Below are 18,388 nucleotides of genomic sequence, written 5' to 3'. Positions count from 1 at the left end.
GCCGGTGCTCCATCTCGCGCAGCTCAGCAGGGTCCGGCCGGACGCATGCCGGGGCCCTGTGGGCCCCCGTTCAACTCGTCTCGAACGTAACCCTTCAACCGATTCGTGCACCGCTAAAAGTGTGCCTCGGTGGCTGCGTGCCCTTGACAGGGAGGTGTTCGATTGCCGACACATCGGGCCGGGTCCGGCGGATTGTGTTGCTGCGGAGCGGTGACACGCCATAGAGTCGCCAATCGTCGGCATGGTGCCACGCTGACCTATCGATAAGTTTCCTGGTCACATCCAAGGAGGTAAGACGACTTGTGAATGAGTCGACATTTACTCCCGGGGGTGTTCAACCAGGGATGCCTGCACGGGGCCAGAGCCCGAACGGGCTGGAAGCTGTCGGCTCCGTCGCTGTCCGCACCTTCGCCACCCACCAGCACATGACGACAGCCCCCCAGATGATGGACGGCCTACACGTGAACGCCATGGCCGGCAACGAGAGTGGCCGAGAGACCGCCCACTTCGCCGACTTCGACGAGGTGCCCAAGGGGCACTTCTACGACCCCGACGCCGAGTACGAGCCCGATCCGGAGTACGCGGCCACCCTCGCGCCCGACGCTGCCCGCCAGCGTCGCGAGCGGATCGGCCCGACCGGTCGGCCCCTGCCCTACTTCCCGATCCCGGGCCCGCTGACCGATCACGGTCCTGCGAAGATCATCGCGATGTGCAACCAGAAGGGCGGCGTCGGCAAGACCACGTCGACCATCAACCTGGGTGCCGCACTCGCGGAGTACGGGCGCCGCGTCCTGCTCGTCGACTTCGACCCGCAGGGAGCTCTGTCGGTCGGGCTCGGCGTCAACCCGATGGAGCTCGACCTCACGGTCTACAACCTGCTCATGGAGCGGGGCATGTCGGCCGACGAGGTCCTGTTGAAGACCGCGGTTCCGAACATGGATCTGCTGCCCAGCAACATCGACCTGTCGGCTGCCGAGGTGCAGCTGGTGAGCGAGGTGGCCCGGGAGTCCACGCTGCAGCGCGCCCTGAAGCCGCTGATGGCCGACTACGACTACATCGTGATCGACTGTCAGCCCTCGCTGGGCCTGCTCACCGTGAACGCCCTGACGGCTGCTCACAAGGTGATAGTGCCGCTCGAGTGCGAATTCTTCGCGCTGCGAGGTGTGGCGTTGCTCACCGAGACCATCGAGAAGGTCCAGGAGCGGCTCAACCCGGATCTGGAGCTCGACGGCATCCTCGCCACCATGTACGACTCCCGTACGGTGCACAGCCGCGAGGTCCTCGCGCGCGTCGTCGAGGCCTTCGACGATCACGTCTACCACACGGTCATCGGGCGCACGGTGCGCTTCCCGGAGACCACGGTCGCCGGTGAGCCCATCACCACGTACGCCTCCAACTCGGTCGGTGCCGCCGCCTATCGCCAGCTCGCCAGGGAGGTGCTCGCCCGGTGTCACGCCGAGTGAGTCTGCCCGGGGCCGACGAACTGTTCCGTACCACCGGAGGGATGGGGCTGCAGGCCTCGTCCCCCGCGGACCGGCGGCGCAAGGCGAACGGCGAGGCCCGGGTGCCCGGTCCGGCCGGGGAGAGCGATCCCGCGGCCGACGGGTCCGGGGCGGGAGCGGCGGAGGCCGCAGCCGGCACCGCGGCCCCTTCACGCGAGGAGCACTCCGCGGCGGACGCCGACGCGGGGGAATCGCGCAGCCGCGGCGGTGACCGGGCCGCGGTGGCAGGGCAATCGGGTCGCAGGCCTCAGCAGCCCTCGCCGTCCGCGCAGTCGTCCGCGCAGGAGGCGGTTCCCGCCCCTGCCGTTCAGCAGCAGCGCAGGGGCGGAAGCGGACGCGGGGCGAACCGGCGGCCCAGCGGCCGGGAGCGCCACGACGAGAAGATCACCGTCTATGTCTCGGCCGAGGAACTGATGGACCTCGAACACGCCCGTCTCGTGCTCCGCGGGGAGCACGGCCTCGCGGTCGACCGCGGGCGGATCGTCCGCGAGGCGGTCGCGGTCGTTCTCGCGGACCTGGAGTCGCGGGGCGACGCGAGCATCCTCGTACGGCGGCTGCGCGGCCGCTGACCGGTGGGGCGCCGGTAGCCTGCCCGGAGCGCCGCCGCCGGCCGAGCGGTGAGGACCTTTCCGTACGGGCCACTGCCCGCCGCCCGTATCCCGCTGCCACTGGACCCTTCATGCCGACGACCGACGAGCCCGCCCGCACCCCTCGCCGCCCCTTGGGGCGCGGCCCGGGCGGTCGGTCTGCGCCGGGGCCGGCGGGGGAGCGGGGCATCGATGGTGAATCCGCCACCCCGCCCCTTCCCGAAGCCGCGGAAGCGTCCCCGGACCTGTCGGTGGCCGATGCGACGGTGTCCGCCGGGCCCGCCGCCCCCGAGGTGCCCGTAATGCCCCCCGAGTCCGCCGTACCGACAACACCCGGCTCGCCCCCCGAGCCTGCCGGCGACGGGCGGTTCACTGTTCGGCTGGCGAACTTCGAGGGACCGTTCGATCTGCTTCTGCAGCTCATCTCCAAGCACAAGCTGGATGTGACCGAAGTCGCACTGTCCAAGGTCACCGACGAGTTCATGGCGCACATCCGCGCCATGGGGCCGGACTGGGATCTGGATCAGACCACCGAGTTCCTCGTCGTCGCCGCGACCCTGCTCGATCTGAAGGCCGCCCGGCTGCTGCCCGCCGCGGAGGTGGAGGACGAGGCGGATCTGGCGCTGCTCGAAGCGCGGGACCTGCTCTTCGCCCGGCTGCTCCAGTACCGCGCGTACAAACGCATCGCGGAGATCTTCAGCGACCGACTGGAGTCGGAGGGACGGCGTTTTCCGCGGACCGTGGGGCTGGAGCCGCACCACGCCGAGTTGCTGCCCGAGGTCGTCATCAGCATCGGGGCCGAGGGGTTCGCCCGGCTGGCAGCGAAGGCGATGCAGCCCAGGCCCAAGCCGCAGGTGTACGTCGACCACATCCACGCACCGCTGGTCAGCGTGCGGGAACAGGCAGAGATCGTGGTGGCGCGGCTGCGGGAGGCGGGGGAGATCAGTTTCCGGGTGCTCACCGAGGACGCCCAGGACACCCTCACCGTCGTCGCCAGGTTCCTCTCGCTGCTGGAGCTGTACCGGGAGAAGGCCGTCGCGCTCGACCAGGACGAGGCGCTCGGGGAGCTCCTGGTGCGCTGGGCCGGGGAAGAGGGGGCCGAGCCCGTCGTGACGTACGAGTTCGACACCGAGGTGCAGGACGTCTCCGAGGATGTGAAGGCATGAGTCAGCAGGACACCACCGGCTCCACCGTCGCGGATCTTGATCTCAAGCCCGCCCTGGAAGCCGTCCTCATGGTCGTCGACGAGCCCGCCACCGAGGAACACCTCGCCAAGGTGCTGGAGCGGCCCCGCACGGCCGTCGCCGACGCGCTGCGGGAGCTGGCCGACGAGTACACCGTGCAGCGCCGCGGTTTCGATCTGAGGCTGGTCGCGGGCGGCTGGCGTTTCTACACCCGCCCGGAGTACGCGGCGGCCGTTGAGGGCTTCGTCCTGGACGGCCAGCAGGCCCGTCTCACACAGGCGGCCCTGGAGACCCTGGCGGTGGTCGCGTACCGCCGGCCGGTCAGCCGGTCGAGGGTCTCCGCGGTCCGCGGAGTGAACTGTGACGGGGTTATGCGGACCCTGCTGCAGAGGGGCCTCGTCGAGGAAGCGGGCGCGGAACCCGAAACAGGTGCGATCCTGTACAGGACGACGAACTACTTTCTGGAGCGGATGGGCCTGCGTGGCCTGGATGAGCTCCCGGAGCTCGCGCCCTTCCTTCCCGAGGCGGACGCGATCGAGGCTGAGACGCTAGAGGGTGTGCCGTCGTTCGATCCGGACGCACCGGACACCCCGGATACTCACGCAGACGACAAGACGGAATTTTGATGCGAAGCAGTGGCAGGAACAGCGGAAGCGGCAGCGGCAAGAGCGGCGGCAACCGGAACCCCCGGGGTGCCGGCGCCGGGCGCGACGGCAAGCAGGAGCAGCGTCCCCGCCGGCCCCGGCCCGAGGAGCGCCGCTACGACGTGGGCTCCACCGGAGAGACGAGCGGCGAAGGACCCCGCAAGGGCCGCGGCGCGGCGGCCCGCGGCGGCGCCAAGGGCGGACCGAAGCCCGCGCAGGCCGGCGGCGGCAGGAGCGGCGGCCCGCGCCGTCAGGGCGCCCCGTCCCGTCCGCGTGAGCTCGACGCCAAGATCGAGCAGCGCAACCGGGACAGGTACGCCGGCAAGGCCGACATCAGGACGCCCAAGACCCACCCGGGCGCCGAGCAGGAGGGCGAGCGGCTGCAGAAGGTCCTCGCCCGGGCCGGCATGGGCTCGCGCCGTGCGTGCGAGGAGCTGATCGAGCAGGCCCGTGTCGAGGTCAACGGCGAGATCGTCGTGGAGCAGGGCATGCGCATCGATGTGAACAAGGACGAGATCAAGGTCGACGGTCTGACCGTCGCCGCCCAGTCCTACCTCTTCTTCGCACTGAACAAGCCCGCCGGTGTCGTTTCCTCCATGGAGGATCCGGACGGCCGCCAGTGCCTCGGCGACTACGTCACCAACCGTGAGACGCGGCTCTTCCACGTCGGCCGGCTGGACACCGAGACCGAGGGCATCATCATGCTCACCAACCACGGTGAGCTGGCCCACCGCCTGACCCACCCCAAGTACGGGGTGAAGAAGACCTACCTGGCCGCCATTCAGGGACCGCTCCCGCGCGACCTGGGCAAGCGGCTCAAGGACGGCATCCAGCTGGAGGACGGGTACGCCCGCGCCGACCACTTCCGGGTCGTCGAGAACACCGGCAAGAACTACCTGGTCGAGGTGACCCTCCACGAAGGCCGCAAGCACATCGTCCGCCGGATGCTGGCCGAGGCCGGCTTCCCGGTCGAGCGGCTCGTACGGACGTCCTTCGGGCCGATCCCGCTGGGCGACCAGAAGTCCGGCTGGCTGCGCCGCCTCACCAACACCGAGGTGGGCATGCTGATGCGCGAGGTCGGTCTGTAACCCGGCTCCGTCCGTTCCACGGCCCGCGGCCGGTTCCTGCTTTCGATTTTCGAACAGGAATCGGCCGCGGGCCTTTTGCTGTGGCCGATCCGCCTTTATAGTCAGAGTGACTATTAAGGAGGCGGGAGTGAGTCTCGCGGATTTCCTCGATCCCCTACAGCAACCCCTGGTGACCGTCCTTGACACCCCGGTCAGCTGGACCGAGGTGCTCGGCTTCGGCAGCGGAGCGCTGTGCGTCTGGCTCGTGGCCCGCCAGCACCTCGCCAACTGGCCGATCGGCATCGCCAACAACCTCTTCTTCATCCTGCTGTTCGCCCAGTCCGGTCTGTACGCCGACGCCGGCCTCCAGATCGTCTTCATCGCCCTTGCCGCGTACGGCTGGTGGACCTGGACCCACGGGGGTGGCCCGGGGACACCGGACCTGCCGGTGCGTCGCACCACGCGCACCGAATGGGCCTGGCTGCTCGCGGCAGGGGTGGTGGGGGCCATCGCCCTCACCGTCCTGCTCGACCACGCCACCGACTCGACCGTGCCTTTCTGGGACGCCCTGACGACCGCGCTGTCCCTGACGGCGACGTACGGGCAGTGCAGGAAGCTCGTGGAGTCGTGGTGGCTCTGGATCGCCGCCGATGTGGTGTACATCCCGCTGTACGCGTACAAGGAGCTCTATCTGACCTCTCTGCTGTACGTCGGCTTCCTGACGCTGTGCCTGATCGGCCTGCGCAACTGGAAGCGCGATCTCGCCGTGCAGCAGCGGCAGCCCGTGGAGGTGGCCGCGGCGCCCGCGTACGGGGCCGGCGTGGGCCGAGGCCATGGGGGGTCGCTGTGAGCGGCAGGTTTCCACGAGACGGTGACGTGAAGCGCTTCGCGCACGGGCTCGTCCTCGGCAAGTTCTACCCGCCGCACGCCGGCCACCACCACCTCGTCCGCACCGCGCAGGACCGCTGCGAGCGGCTGACCGTCCTGGTCTGCGCCGCCTCCGTCGAGTCCGTACCGCTCGCCGACCGGATGGCCTGGATGCGGGAGGCGCACCCGGACGTACGGGTCGTGGGCGCCGTCGACGACATCCGCATGGACCTCCACGACCCGGTGATCTGGGACGCACACATGGCCGTCTTCACCGAGGCCGTGCCCGAGTCGGTGGACGCCGTCTTCACCTCGGAGTCGTACGGGGACGAACTGGCCCGCCGGTTCGGTGCCGAATCCGTCTGCGTCGACCTCGACCGCACGGTCTTCCCGGTCTCCGGTACCGCCGTCCGCAAGGACCCGGTCGGCTGCTGGGACTTCCTCGAACCGCCCGTACGGGCCGCGCTCACCCGCCGGATAGTCGTCCTCGGCGCGGAATCCACCGGTACCACGACGACGGCCCGCGCCCTCACCGACCACTACCGGCGGCGCGGCGGCGTCTGGGCACAGACCCGTTACGTCGCCGAGTACGGGCGCAAGTTCAGCGAACAGAAGCTGGCCGCGCTGCGCGCCCGGTGGCCCGGGGCCCAGTGGGAGGATGTCGCCTTCACCACCGACGACTTCCCGCAGATCGCCCAGGCGCAGAACGCCAAGGAGGAGGCGGCCGCGCGCACCGGGTCGCCGGTGCTCTTCTGTGACACCGACTCCTTCGCGACCACCGTCTGGCACGAGCGGTACATAGGCGGACGCAACCCGCTCGTCGAGGAGACCGCCGACCGGGTCGCCCACCATCTGTGGCTGCTCACCGATCACGAGGGCGTCGCCTTCGAGGACGACGGGCTGCGCGACGGCGAGGAGCTGCGGCCCTGGATGACAGACCGCTTCCGGGCCGAACTCACCCGTACCGGAAGGGAATTCGTCGAGCTCACCGGAACCCGCCAGGAACGCCTGGCCACCGCGGTCGCCGCCGTCGACACCCTGCTCGCCGCCGGCTGGAACTTCGCCGCACCCCTCCCGGAGCACCGATGAGCGCCGGTGTCCCCGCAGGCTACGACCCGTACGCCTTCGAACCCTTCGCGGTCACCGTCGACCTTGCCGTCTTCACGGTCCGCGACACCCGGCTGCACGTCCTGCTCGTCGAACGGGGCGAGGACCCCTACAAGGGCCAGTGGGCGCTGCCCGGCGGCTTCGTACTGCCTCGCGAGTCCGCCGAGGACGCCGCCCGCCGGGAGCTCGCCGAGGAGACCGGGCTCACCGAGGGCACCGTCTGCGCCCTCCACCTGGAACAGCTGCGCACCTACAGCGATCCGGACCGCGACCCGAGGATGCGGGTCGTCTCCGTCGCCTATGCCGCACTCGTACCCGACCTGCCCGAACCGCACGGCGGGGGCGACGCGGCCAACGCCCAGTGGTGGGACGCCGGAGCCCCCGGACCCCTCGCCTTCGACCACGACCGCATCCTCGCCGACGCACATGACCGGATCGGCGCCAAACTCGAATACAGCTGTCTGGCCACCGCCTTCTGCCCGTCCGAATTCACCCTGGGGGAACTCCAGCAGGTGTACGAGACGGTCTGGGGCGTCGAACTGGACCGCCCCAACTTCCGGCGCAAGGTTCTCACCACGCCCGGCTTCGTGCAGGCCGTGGAGGGATCACCGCGCCGCACCGGCGGACGGGGGAAACCGGCCGCGCTCTACCGGGCGGGTGCCGCTACCGCCCTGCACCCTCCACTCCTGAGACCGGAAGGAAGAACCACGTGATCGTGACCAGGACCATCACCAAACAGGCCGCCACCGGCGCACTGACCGGGCTCGCACTCGGCGATGCACTGGGCTTCCCGGCAGAGTTCAACAACGTGCCGTCGATCCTCGCCAAGTGCGGGCCCTGGCGCCAGATGCGGCTGCCGAAGCCGGCGATCGTCACCGATGACACCCAGATGACGCTGGCCCTGGGGCGGGGCATCCGTACGGCCATGGACCGCGGGCTGCTCACCCCGCTGCGGCTGGTCCGCCCGGTGCGCGAGGAGTTCGTCGACTGGTACCACTCGCCCGACAACAACCGCGCCCCCGGCCGTACCTGCATGACCGCCTGCCGCCTGCTCGACAGCGACCGGCTCTGGCAGGAGGCCAGCCAGACCGGCTCCAAGGGCTGCGGCGCCAATATGCGGGTCGCGCCGGTCGGACTCGTGCCCGGGCTGAGCGATGAACAGCGCTCCGGCGCCGCCCAGTTGCAGGCGGCTCTCACCCACGGTCACCCGACCGCTCTCGCCGCGTCCGACCTGATGGCCCGCGCGGTGTACCTGCTGGCGCAGGGAGCGGAGCCGATGGACCTGATCGGGCAGCTGCGCAGTTACGCGTACGAGAACAGCAACCGCTATCTCACGCGCTGGCTCGGCGATCTCTGGCGGTACGCGGGCGACTCCTCCCCGGAGCTGTACATCCAGCGCGGCTGGGACGAATGCCTCACCGCCCTGGCCCGCGTTCAGGACGCCCTGTGCGACCCGTCCCCGGAGACCGACCCCTGCGAGACGACCGGTGACGGCTGGATCGCCGAGGAGGCCCTGGCCACGGCCCTGCACTGCTTCCTGCTCTTCCCCGACGAACCGGTCACCGCCCTGCGCCGGGCCGCCTGCACCCGGGGTGACTCGGACTCCCTCGGCTGCCTGACCGGCGCGCTCGCCGGGGCGCACCTGGGGGCGGGGGCCTGGCCCAAGGAGTGGTCGGAGCGGATCGAGTACCGGAGCGATCTGCTGTCGTTGGGGGCGCTCTGGGACGCTTGATCCATGCCTACGGAGACGATGCGCGGGTTGTGTCCAGGGACTCGGATGTGGGCCTTCGGGGGGTCCATCTCCTGGCCGAGGAGAAGCGGGCTTGATCTTCCGTGGGGTGCGGGTTCATGAGGTCACGCCCGCCTGTGCCAGGGATGGATGGTCCGGGGCCCCTCCAGGGCGTCTTTTCGGGCAACGAACGGTCGGCGGCTTACGGAGGGGGGCCGGGCATCTGTTCGTCGCCCTGTGGGGACTTCCCCTGCGCGGCCCCGACCGACAGGCTGACCGTGCAGGTGGGCAGAGCCGTTCACCCCGGGTCGGGCCGCAGTGCGGATGCCCGGCGGGTGCGGATCAGGAAGTCCTCCACGCGGGCCCGGTCCGGCCCCGGGGGGAGCGGGGAGTCCTTGGCCGCCTCGTCGTTCTCCTCGGCCAGGCGGGTCATGCGGCGTTCGATCTCCGGCCAGGGCACCTCCCCGCGCTTCACCGCCAGCAGCTCCTCCCGGTCCGCGCCCACCTCGATCGTGAGCGCGCCCGTGCGCAGCAGATCCCGGCCGCTGGTCAGCAGCCGCAGCAGATGCATGGCGTGCTTCCAGCGCGGCGCCCCGTACTGACGGACATCCGCTTCCAGCTTTCTGCGCTGGCCCAACGCATAGCGGACGAAGGTCTGGTGGGCGTGACGGGACAGGAACGCCTGGCGCAGGGCGAGGAGTTCACGGCCCACGGCGTCGACGTGTTCCACCAGCGGTGAGTGCAGGCACTCCAGCACATTGGGATTGGCCCGCAGGGCCAGCTCGCAGAAGCGTTCCAGTTCCCAGGAGAACTGCTCCTGCGCGGGCCCCTCGATATGCGTCGGCGGCTTCTCGAACCCCCAGAACAGCGGGGTCGGCGCCAGGAAGACACCGCGCCGGTCCGTATCGCTGCCGTCCGTGGCGAGCCCGAAGGCGCGTGAGCCCATCACACAGGAGTAGACCGTGTGGTCGCGTACGAGAGCCTCGGGATCAGGGGTGATCATGCCGGCGAGAGTACGTGAGCGAAATAGTGTTGCGCCGGAAGATCCGCGGTGCCACGATCACCGCCATGACGATGACCGGAAAGGCTCGGCGCGCCACCCTCCGGTGAGCGCGATGACGACACCTCCGTACCCCAGAGAAGAAGCAATCGTTCTGTACACCAGGTTCGAACATCTGCCGTACCCGGCCCGTATGCGGGCCATCGCCGAACACACCCGCTCCCTGGACGACGCCGGCTACCGCGCCGCGCACACGGCCCTGGACGCCGGGAATCCCGATGAACGCCGGCTGGCGCTGTTCCTCGCCGTCGTCCGACGCGACCTCGACGCCGTCGAGCGGGCACTCGACGATCCGCTGCTGAGACCACGCGCCCTGGCCGCTGCGATCAGGCTTCCGGTCGGCGAACAGGCCCTGACCGTACTGGCGTTGGGTGATCTGAGGGACGTACGCCATCACACGTACCGGATTCTCCGGCTGTCCCGCCGGTCCGCGCTCGCCGACCGGCTGCTCCCGCAGGTCCACGAACGCCACGGTGACCAGGACACGGCCCGGCTGCTCCCCGCCTGTACGCCCGACGTGGCCGGGCAGTGGCTGCCCCGGCTGGCCCAGGTGCCGCTCGGGGTTCTGCACACCCTCGCCCGTACCGCACCGGCCGCACTCGCCGCCCATCTCGCCGGCCGGCTGCCCACGGACAGTGCCGACCGGTCCGAACCCGGAGGTCTGCGCGGACGCAGCCAGTACCTCGTGACCCGCCTCAGCGCCCGCGATCCCGCAGCCGGGCTGCTGCTGCTCGACCGGGCCCCTCATCTGGTCACCGGCACGGCGATGGCCACACTGCTGCACGACCCCGCCGCCGTACTGGCCTCGCTGAGACGCACCGGCACCGAACGCCTGGCCCTGGCTCCGCAACCGCTGCCGCGGCGGGTGCTGAGCGCCCTCGCGGCCTGTTCCCAGGAGGACATCGCCCTGCTCGCGGGTGTTCTGCGCGTCGAGGCCTCGTGGGGGCGGCCGTTCGGGCCGCGAGCGGCGCCGGAGCCGCTGCTCGCTCTGCTGCCCCCGGCACAGCGGCGGCGGGTGGTCGAATCCAGGTCGGCCGACGGGCTCGCCGGCTGGCGGCGTGAGCTCGGCGGCGTCGCCGCCCTCGCACCCGCCGACAGGGCAGAGATCGCCGCGCGCTGGCTGAACGGGCGGGCCGGGCGCAGAAAGTACAGCCTGATCGCGGCCATGCTCCCGCTGCCCGAGGCCGAGCCACGTCTGCGGGAACTCGCCGCCGCACACCGCCCGTTCGAACGGGCGGCCGCCTGGCCGGCGTTGCTGGACTGCGCCGCGCTGCACGGCGATCGGGACGCGTACGCCCGCGTCCTCACCTCCTGCGAACGGGCCTGGCACGACCAGGAGGAGGTGCGCCGCGCAGCCCTGGCAGCGGCGGGCACCGCCCCGGAGCCGTTGCTGGACGCGGCACCGTACACGGCACTGCGGGATGCCGCGATGACCACCGTGCAGTCCCGCGACTCGACCCGGGCGACGCTCCTGGCCGCCGAGGACTGGCTGCGGCGCACGGCGGTGAGTGCCGCCCGCAGCGGTGACCTGGAGCGGGCCGCCGCGGTTGTCGGGCTGCTGATCCAGGTCCTTGCCGACCCGCGCGGCTCCGGAACCGTCCGGCCGCTGCCGCTGGGCAGGGACGCGGCCGTCGGAGTGTGGGAATACGGCGGTCCGTGGCCCGCGGGACGGCTCGGGCTGTTCGCGGCCCTGTTCGTACGTCATCTCCAGCTCATTCCCGCCCTGGACGAGGCGATCGGCCGGGCAGCACTGGACCTGTCGCGCGGAAGGCAGGCCCAGCGGGCGGCCGAGCTGTGGCTGGCCGATCCGGTCACCCGGGAGCGACGCTGCGCCGAACTCCTGGCCGTCGTTCCCGCAGCGGTCGTCGTGCCGGTCGTCTGGCGTACGGTCGCCCGGCGCCGTACCGATCTGCTCGACACGGTCATGGGTTCCGGCCTGCCGCCACACTGGGCGCCGCGGATGCGGCGGAGCGTGCTCGGGCGCTGGCTGCCGCGTCAGCGCGCCGCGCTCGATGCGCAGCTGTCGCGTATCGCGGCGGACGACGCGGTGCCGTTGCTGGAACGGGCCGATGCCGCGGCCCTGTTGGGAGAGGCGGACAGTCTGCGCGCGCTGGCGGCCACGGCGCCGCAGCCCGTCGCCGCGGCCGCCCTCACCGCGCTGGGGGAGCGCGCCGCCGAGAACGGCGGGGTACCGGCCCATCCCGAGACCCTGGACTTCCTGCTCGGACATGCCGGGACCGGCGGGGTACGGGGACGGGCCGCGATGACCGTTGTGCGGGCCCTGCTCGGTACGGTGCCCGACGACGAGGCCGTGGCGCGGCTCAGCCGGGTCGTCATGGACGTCACCGGGTCCGTCGGCAGCCGGAAGGCGGCCGTGCGCGGGCTGTCCGAGCTGTCCTCACCGGCGGCCTTCGCGGCCGTGCTGGCCGGCTGGGACGTACCCGGTCAGCACCGCGATGTCCACGCCACGATGGCCGGGGTACTCGCGGCCCGCACGGATGCCGTCGGTATCGCGGAGCGGTTGACCGCGCAGCTGCACCATGCCGCGGTACGCGAACGGGTGATGGCGGCGCGGCCCGACCGGCCACAGGCCGCCGACGCGCTGCGCCGGTTCCTCGCGGACACGGTGGCCACGGGGGAGAAGGAATCCGCGACGGCCGCCGCCCACGCGCTCGTCAAAACGGCGGCGACCGCCCCTGTCACCGATGTCATCGCCGCCGTGGTGGCCGATAGTGGCCGTCCGCCCGCAGTCCGCGGGGAGGCGGCGCGCCTGCTGTGCGACTGGGCGACGACCCGGGAGGGGCGGTCGGCGCTGAAGGGCGCGCTCGATGCGGTGGTGAGCCAGGTCCCTTCCGCGGACGAGGAGAAGCGGAGGGACGCGCTGCTGGTCCTCGACTCACTGAAGCGGGGGTACGGGTCGCGCCCGGTCGCCGCCCTGGAGGCCGTCACCGAGGCGCTCAGGGAGGCGGGGCTCGTCCACTCGGCGTCCGAAACGGCGCTGGTGGCGGCCCTGGCGTCGCTGACGGCGGAGGACGAGGGGACGGTCGAACGGTGGGACCGATGGCTGGCCCTCGCCGGGGACCGGCCGGGCCCGCTCGACGTCATTCGGTACGAGTGGCGGGGGCCGCAGCCGGTGCTGCCGATCGCTGCGATCGGAACGGTGGTGGCTGCGCTGCGGGCGCGGAGGTCGGCGGTTGCGGGGCTGGCCGCGGTCGAGCTCGTGGTCCGGGCGGGCGAGCACACCGGGTGGGCTGATCCGTGGCCGGGCGAGCTGGCCGTGCTGCGGGACAGCGAGCATCCGGATGTCGCGGAGGCCGCGCTCCTGGCCGATGCCCGCCGGAGCGCTCCGGCGGCCGCTCCGTCCGGCTGATCGAGGACACGACGGCGGCCGAGGGCGGCGCCCCGCTCAAGTGGCAGAAGCCCGGGCTCTGATCGACATTGTCGATAAATCATCCCATTCGAAAGGCAGAGCCATGGCGGGAAACGACCTCGGCGGCCTGCTGGGCAGCTTGCTGGGCGGCGGCGGCCAGGGCGGCGGCTCAGGCGGCGCCGGGAACATCCTCGGCACGCTGCTCGGCGCGCTCGGCAGCGGCCAGGGCGGCACGGGCGCTGGTGGCGACGCGCTCGAAGGGCTGATCGGGATGCTCACCAAGTCCGGCCTCGTCGACCAGGCGCAGTCCTGGGTCGGCACCGGCGAGAACCAGGCGGTCAGCGGTGCCCAGAACGCCGAGGCACTGGCCGGACGAGACCCTGCAGAAGGTCGCCCCGGAAGCCGGGGTATCCACCGGACAGGCCGCCGACGAGATCGCCCGGTCGCTGCCGACGGCTGTCGACAAATTGACCCCGTCGGGAGAGGCCCCGGAGGGCCGCTCGATCGAGGACCTGGTCCGGGAGCAGCAGCCCTGAGCCCGGGGGCGGGGGCGGCCACCGGGTAGCGCACGCACGAGCGCCGTCTCACTGGGAGAGCACCCCGGCCGCCCGTCGCGCCGCCCCTCTAGGCTGATCACGCAGAAAGATCACGCAGGCGTACAACAGGCGCGACACGCACGAAGAAGCGAGGAGCACGACGTGGCGGTACGAGCGGTCCGTGGAGCCGTCCAGCTGGATCAGGACGAGGCCGGACACATGGACGAGCGGGTCGGCGCCCTGCTCACCGCCATCCTGGAGCGCAACAACCTCGTCGCGGACGATCTGATCAGCATCTGGTTCACGGCCACCCCCGATCTGCACAGCGACTTCCCGGCCGCCGCCGCGCGCGGGATCGGAATCGTCGACGTACCGCTGATCTGTGCGCAGGAACTGGACATCGTGGGGGCCATGCCCCGTGTGGTGCGCATCCTCGCGCACATCGAGACGTACCTTCCCAAGTCCGAGATCGCGCACGTGTACCTCGGCGCCACCGCCGCCCTCCGCAAGGACATCGCCCAGTGAGAACCGCCCTCGTCATCGGAACGGGCCTCGTCGGCACTTCCGCAGCCCTCGCCCTGGCCGGGCGCGGCATCCATGTCCACCTCGTCGACCACGACCCCGAATCGGCCCGCACCGCGGCAGCGCTCGGCGCCGGTACGGACGAGGTACCCGAGGGCCGCGTCGACCTGGCGATCATCGCCGTGCCGCCCGCCCACGTGGCCTCGGTGCTGGCCACCGCCATGCGGGACGGCGTGGCCCGCGGCTACCTCGATGTCGCCAGCGTCAAGGGCGGCCCGCGCCGCGAGCTGGAGGCCCGGGGCGTCGACCTCACGCCGTACATCGGTACGCACCCCATGGCCGGCAAGGAACGATCGGGCCCCCTCGCCGCCACCGCGGACCTCTTCGAGGGCCGTCCCTGGGTCCTCACCCCGACCCGTGACACCGACACCGAGGTCCTCAACCTCGCCCTGGAACTGGTCGCGCTCTGCCGCGCCGTACCGGTCGTCATGGACGCCGACGCGCACGACCGGGCCGTCGCCCTCGTCTCCCACACCCCGCAGCTGATCTCGTCGATGGTCGCCGCCCGCCTGGAGGAGGCCGACGAGACCGCCGTACGCCTCTGCGGTCAGGGCATCAGGGACGTCACCCGGATCGCTGCCTCCGACCCGCGGATGTGGGTGGAGATCCTCTCCGCCAACCCGGGCCCGGTCGCCGACGTGCTGGCCGGGGTCGCCGCCGATCTGGACGAGACGGTACGGGCGCTGCGCGGTCTGCAGTCCGGTGACGACGACAAGCGCCGCGAAGGCACCGAAGGCATCGAGGACGTACTGCGCCGCGGCAACGCGGGCCGGGTCCGGGTGCCCGGCAAGCACGGGACGGCCCCCGCCTCGTACGAGATCGTGTCCGTGCTCATCAGCGACCGGCCGGGCGAACTGGCCGGGATCTTCGCCGACGCCAACCGGGCCGGGGTCAACGTCGAGGACGTCCGCATCGAGCACGCCACCGGGCAGCAGGCGGGCCTGGTCCAGCTGATGGTCGAGCCCAGCGCGGCCTCCGAACTGAGCGCGGCACTGCGCGACCGGGGCTGGTCGCTGCGCCGGTAGGCCCGGGGCGGCGGGCCCGGGAGGCGGTTGTCCACAGGGGTGCAGAGGACCGCTCCGACACTCGGTAACCTTGTGCGGGGCGGGTTCGCGCGCCCCCGTCCCGCCCACCCCGTGTACCAGGAAGGTGTCCACCACCGTGGAAACCGCAAGCGTCGCCGCCCGGACGGCCCCGGCCGCAGTGATCGTCGCCATCGACGGGCCCTCCGGCACCGGTAAGTCGAGCACGTCCAAGGCCGTCGCCGCGCAGCTCGGCCTGAGCTACCTGGACACCGGCGCCCAGTACCGGGCGATCACGTGGTGGATGCTGAACAACGGCATCGACGTGCAGGACGCGATGGAGGTGGCGACCGCCGCCGCCAAGCCGGTCATCGTCTCCGGTACGGACCCGGCCGCCCCCACGATCACTGTCGACGGCGAGGACGCCTCGGGCCCGATCCGTACCCAGGAGGTCACCTCGAAGGTCAGCGCCGTCAGCGCGGTCCCCGAGGTGCGCACCCGGATCACCGAGCTGCAGCGCACCATCGCCGCCACGGCCGAGCGGGGCATAGTGGTGGAGGGCCGTGACATCGGCACCACGGTGCTGCCCGACGCCGACCTGAAGATCTTCCTCACCGCATCGCCCGAGGCGCGCGCCGCCCGCCGTAGCGGAGAGGTCAAGGGCTCCGATCTCGCAGCCACCAAGGAAGCGCTGATCAAGCGGGACGCGGCCGACTCCGGCCGCAAGACCTCCCCGCTGGCCAAGGCGGACGACGCCGTCGAGGTGGACACCACCGAACTGACCCTTCAGCAGGTCATCGAGTGCGTCGTCACCCTCGTCGAGGAGAAGCAGGCCGTGCAGTGACCCAAGCCACGAGCTCGCCCACGCTGCGCGGCGCAGCGGTCGGGCGCGGGATCGGCATCGGGCTGATGTACGGGCTGTGGAAGCCCCGCGTCCTCGGTGCGTGGCGGGTTCCCGCCTCCGGACCCGTCATACTCGCGGTGAACCACTCCCACAACATCGACGGTCCGATGCTGATGGGCACCGCGCCCCGGCCCGTCCACTTCCTGATCAAAAAAGAGGCGTTCGTCGGCCCCCTCGACCCGTTCCTGCGCGGAATCGGTCAGCTGAAGGTGGACCGTACGACCGCCGACCGCACCGCCATCACCCACGCCCTCGGCGTGCTGGACAACGGCGGGGTGCTCGGGATCTTCCCCGAGGGCACCAGGGGCGAAGGAGACTTCGCCTCCCTGCGTGCCGGGCTCGCATACTTCGCGGTACGCAGCGGGGCGCCGATCGTGCCCGTGGCCGTACTGGGAAGCACCGAGCGCCGCGGACGGTTGATATCGGCACTGCCGCCGTTGCGCAGCCGGGTCGACGTCGTCTTCGGCGATGCCTTCGACGCGCAAGAGGGGGCGCGCAGCTCGGACAAGGGTGGTGGCGGGCGACGGGTGGGCGGCAGTGGCCGGCGCACGCGCAAGGCGCTGGACGAGGCGACGGTACGGATCCAGGGGCGGCTGACCGCCCACCTGGACGAGGCCAGGCGTTTCACCGGGCGTAGGTAAGACTTGAGTAGTGGGCCGCATGGTCGTGGCCCATCGATGATGATGCAAAGAGGAACGGACTTCATGAACGACCAGATTCACTCCGACGGCTCGGACCACGAGCACGGAGCGCTTGGCGACGCCGAGTACGCGGAGTTCATGGAGCTCGCCGCGGAGGAGGGCTTCGACGCCGAAGAGGTCGAGGGCGCACTCGATGAGGCCGGTCACGGACCGCTTCCCGTGCTCGCCGTCGTCGGCCGCCCCAATGTCGGCAAGTCGACGCTGGTGAACCGGATCATCGGTCGCCGTGAGGCGGTCGTCGAGGACAAGCCCGGCGTCACCCGCGACCGCGTCACCTACGAGGCCGAGTGGGCGGGCCGCCGCTTCAAGGTCGTCGACACCGGCGGCTGGGAGCAGGACGTGCTGGGCATCGACGCCTCCGTCGCCGCCCAGGCCGAGTACGCGATCGAGGCCGCCGACGCGGTCGTCTTCGTGGTCGACTCGACCGTCGGCGCGACCGACACCGACGAAGCCGTCGTCAAGCTGCTGCGCCGGGCCGGTAAACCCGTCGTGCTGTGCGCCAACAAGGTCGACGGGCAGAGCGGCGAGGCGGACGCCACCGCGCTCTGGTCGCTGGGCCTCGGCGAGCCGCACCCGGTCTCCTCGCTGCACGGCCGCGGCACCGGCGACCTGCTCGACGCCGTACTCGAAGCACTGCCCGAGGCCCCCGCGCAGCGCTTCGGCACCGCGATCGGCGGACCGCGCCGGATCGCGCTCATCGGCCGTCCGAACGTCGGCAAGTCCTCACTGCTGAACAAGGTGGCGAACGAGGACCGCGTCGTCGTCAACGAGCTCGCGGGCACCACCCGTGACCCGGTCGACGAGCTGATCGAGCTCGGCGGCATCACCTGGAAGTTCATCGACACGGCCGGTATCCGCCGCCGCGTCCACCTCCAGGAGGGCGCGGACTACTATGCCTCGCTGCGTACCGCCGCCGCCGTGGAGAAGGCCGAGGTCGCCGTCGTCCTGATCGACGCCAGCGAGTCCATCAGCGTCCAGGACCAGCGCATCATCACCATGGCCGTGGAGGCCGGGCGCGCCCTGGTGATCGCGTACAACAAGTGGGACACCCTCGACGAGGAGCGCCGCTACTACCTGGAGCGCGAGATCGAGACGGAGCTCGCGCAAATCGCGTGGGCCCCGCGGGTCAACGTCTCCGCCGTCACCGGCAGGCACATGGAGAAGCTGGTTCCGGCGATCGAGACCGCCCTCGCCGGCTGGGAGACCCGCGTCCCCACCGGCCGGCTGAACGCCTTCCTCGGTGAGATCGTCGCCTCCCACCCGCACCCCGTCCGCGGCGGCAAGCAGCCCCGCATCCTCTTCGGCACCCAGGCGGGCACCAAGCCGCCGCGCTTCGTGCTGTTCTCCTCGGGCTTCCTGGAGCACGGCTACCGACGCTTCGTCGAGCGCCGGCTGCGCGAGGAGTTCGGCTTCGAGGGCACCCCGATCCACATCTCGGTGCGGGTCCGCGAAAAGCGCGGCCGCAACAAGTAGCACGAAGGCCCCATGACGGAGCCCCGGTCCGTTTCGGAGACGAAACGGACCGG

The 18,388-nt window shown here is 71.3% G+C and carries 17 protein-coding genes; 16 read left to right on the top strand and 1 reads right to left on the bottom strand.

Annotation, left to right across the window (positions count from 1 at the left end):
- The first annotated feature begins 344 nt into the window (after positions 1–344).
- The 9 genes from ABTZ94_RS27555 to ABTZ94_RS27515 all read left to right on the top strand — a co-directional run bounded on the left by ABTZ94_RS27555 (position 345) and on the right by ABTZ94_RS27515 (position 8,690).
- On the top strand, positions 345–1,463 hold the full coding sequence (locus tag ABTZ94_RS27555; RefSeq protein ID WP_351204498.1) for a ParA family protein: 1,119 nt from the start codon (positions 345–347) through the stop codon (positions 1,461–1,463).
- Entirely contained in the window at positions 1,460–2,071 is a 612-nt protein-coding gene (locus tag ABTZ94_RS27550) for a hypothetical protein (RefSeq protein ID WP_351204500.1), read from the top strand. Before ABTZ94_RS27555 ends, ABTZ94_RS27550 begins: the two co-directional genes overlap by 4 nt.
- 110 nt (positions 2,072–2,181) lie before the next feature.
- A complete protein-coding gene (locus ABTZ94_RS27545) occupies positions 2,182–3,255 on the top strand; it encodes a segregation and condensation protein A (RefSeq protein WP_351204496.1) in 1,074 nt (357 codons plus the stop codon).
- Entirely contained in the window at positions 3,252–3,899 is a 648-nt protein-coding gene (scpB, locus tag ABTZ94_RS27540; protein ID WP_351204494.1) for an SMC-Scp complex subunit ScpB, read from the top strand. Before ABTZ94_RS27545 ends, scpB begins: the two co-directional genes overlap by 4 nt.
- Positions 3,899–5,005: a pseudouridine synthase gene (locus ABTZ94_RS27535; protein ID WP_351204492.1), complete on the top strand. Its 1,107-nt coding sequence runs from the start codon at positions 3,899–3,901 to the stop codon at positions 5,003–5,005. Before scpB ends, ABTZ94_RS27535 begins: the two co-directional genes overlap by 1 nt.
- A gap of 127 nt (positions 5,006–5,132) precedes the next feature.
- Entirely contained in the window at positions 5,133–5,834 is a 702-nt protein-coding gene (pnuC, locus tag ABTZ94_RS27530) for a nicotinamide riboside transporter PnuC (protein WP_351204490.1), read from the top strand.
- Positions 5,835–5,860: 26 nt separating this feature from the next.
- Positions 5,861–6,940 (top strand): AAA family ATPase, encoded by a 1,080-nt coding sequence (locus tag ABTZ94_RS27525; RefSeq protein ID WP_351204488.1) that lies wholly within the window; start codon positions 5,861–5,863, stop codon positions 6,938–6,940.
- Entirely contained in the window at positions 6,937–7,671 is a 735-nt protein-coding gene (locus ABTZ94_RS27520) for an NUDIX hydrolase (protein WP_351204486.1), read from the top strand. Before ABTZ94_RS27525 ends, ABTZ94_RS27520 begins: the two co-directional genes overlap by 4 nt.
- On the top strand, positions 7,668–8,690 hold the full coding sequence (locus ABTZ94_RS27515) for an ADP-ribosylglycohydrolase family protein (protein ID WP_351204484.1): 1,023 nt from the start codon (positions 7,668–7,670) through the stop codon (positions 8,688–8,690). The genes ABTZ94_RS27520 and ABTZ94_RS27515 overlap by 4 nt, the downstream gene beginning before the upstream one ends.
- Before the next feature lie 295 nt (positions 8,691–8,985).
- Here the strand turns inward: ABTZ94_RS27515 and ABTZ94_RS27510 are convergent, their stop codons facing one another.
- On the bottom strand, positions 8,986–9,690 hold the full coding sequence (locus tag ABTZ94_RS27510; RefSeq protein WP_351204482.1) for a nucleotidyltransferase domain-containing protein: 705 nt from the start codon (positions 9,688–9,690) through the stop codon (positions 8,986–8,988).
- 112 nt (positions 9,691–9,802) lie between these two features.
- On the opposite strand from ABTZ94_RS27510, the gene ABTZ94_RS27505 reads away from it, so the two are divergent.
- The 7 genes from ABTZ94_RS27505 (at position 9,803) to der (ending at position 18,335) form a co-directional block, all read left to right on the top strand.
- Positions 9,803–13,117, top strand: a complete 3,315-nt coding sequence (locus tag ABTZ94_RS27505; protein WP_351204480.1) for a hypothetical protein — start codon at positions 9,803–9,805, stop codon at positions 13,115–13,117.
- A 103-nt stretch (positions 13,118–13,220) separates the two neighbouring features.
- A complete protein-coding gene (locus tag ABTZ94_RS27500) occupies positions 13,221–13,682 on the top strand; it encodes a YidB family protein (RefSeq protein WP_502967316.1) in 462 nt (153 codons plus the stop codon).
- 133 nt (positions 13,683–13,815) lie between these two features.
- Positions 13,816–14,178 (top strand): chorismate mutase, encoded by a 363-nt coding sequence (aroH, locus tag ABTZ94_RS27495; RefSeq protein ID WP_351204478.1) that lies wholly within the window; start codon positions 13,816–13,818, stop codon positions 14,176–14,178.
- Complete coding sequence (locus ABTZ94_RS27490; RefSeq protein ID WP_351204476.1) at positions 14,175–15,260, top strand: prephenate dehydrogenase; 1,086 nt, start codon at positions 14,175–14,177, stop codon at positions 15,258–15,260. Before aroH ends, ABTZ94_RS27490 begins: the two co-directional genes overlap by 4 nt.
- A gap of 124 nt (positions 15,261–15,384) precedes the next feature.
- Entirely contained in the window at positions 15,385–16,101 is a 717-nt protein-coding gene (cmk, locus tag ABTZ94_RS27485; protein ID WP_351204474.1) for a (d)CMP kinase, read from the top strand.
- Complete coding sequence (locus tag ABTZ94_RS27480) at positions 16,098–16,802, top strand: lysophospholipid acyltransferase family protein (protein WP_351204472.1); 705 nt, start codon at positions 16,098–16,100, stop codon at positions 16,800–16,802. The genes cmk and ABTZ94_RS27480 overlap by 4 nt, the downstream gene beginning before the upstream one ends.
- Before the next feature lie 63 nt (positions 16,803–16,865).
- Positions 16,866–18,335 carry a ribosome biogenesis GTPase Der gene (der, locus tag ABTZ94_RS27475; RefSeq protein WP_351204470.1) on the top strand — a complete coding sequence of 490 codons (1,470 nt, stop codon included), beginning with the start codon at positions 16,866–16,868 and terminating at the stop codon, positions 18,333–18,335.
- The last annotated feature ends 53 nt before the right edge of the window (positions 18,336–18,388 follow it).

The organism is Streptomyces sp. NPDC002785 (assembly GCF_040295565.1).
GTDB lineage: Bacteria > Actinomycetota > Actinomycetes > Streptomycetales > Streptomycetaceae > Streptomyces.
This window is presented reverse-complemented; position numbering and strand designations above follow the sequence as displayed.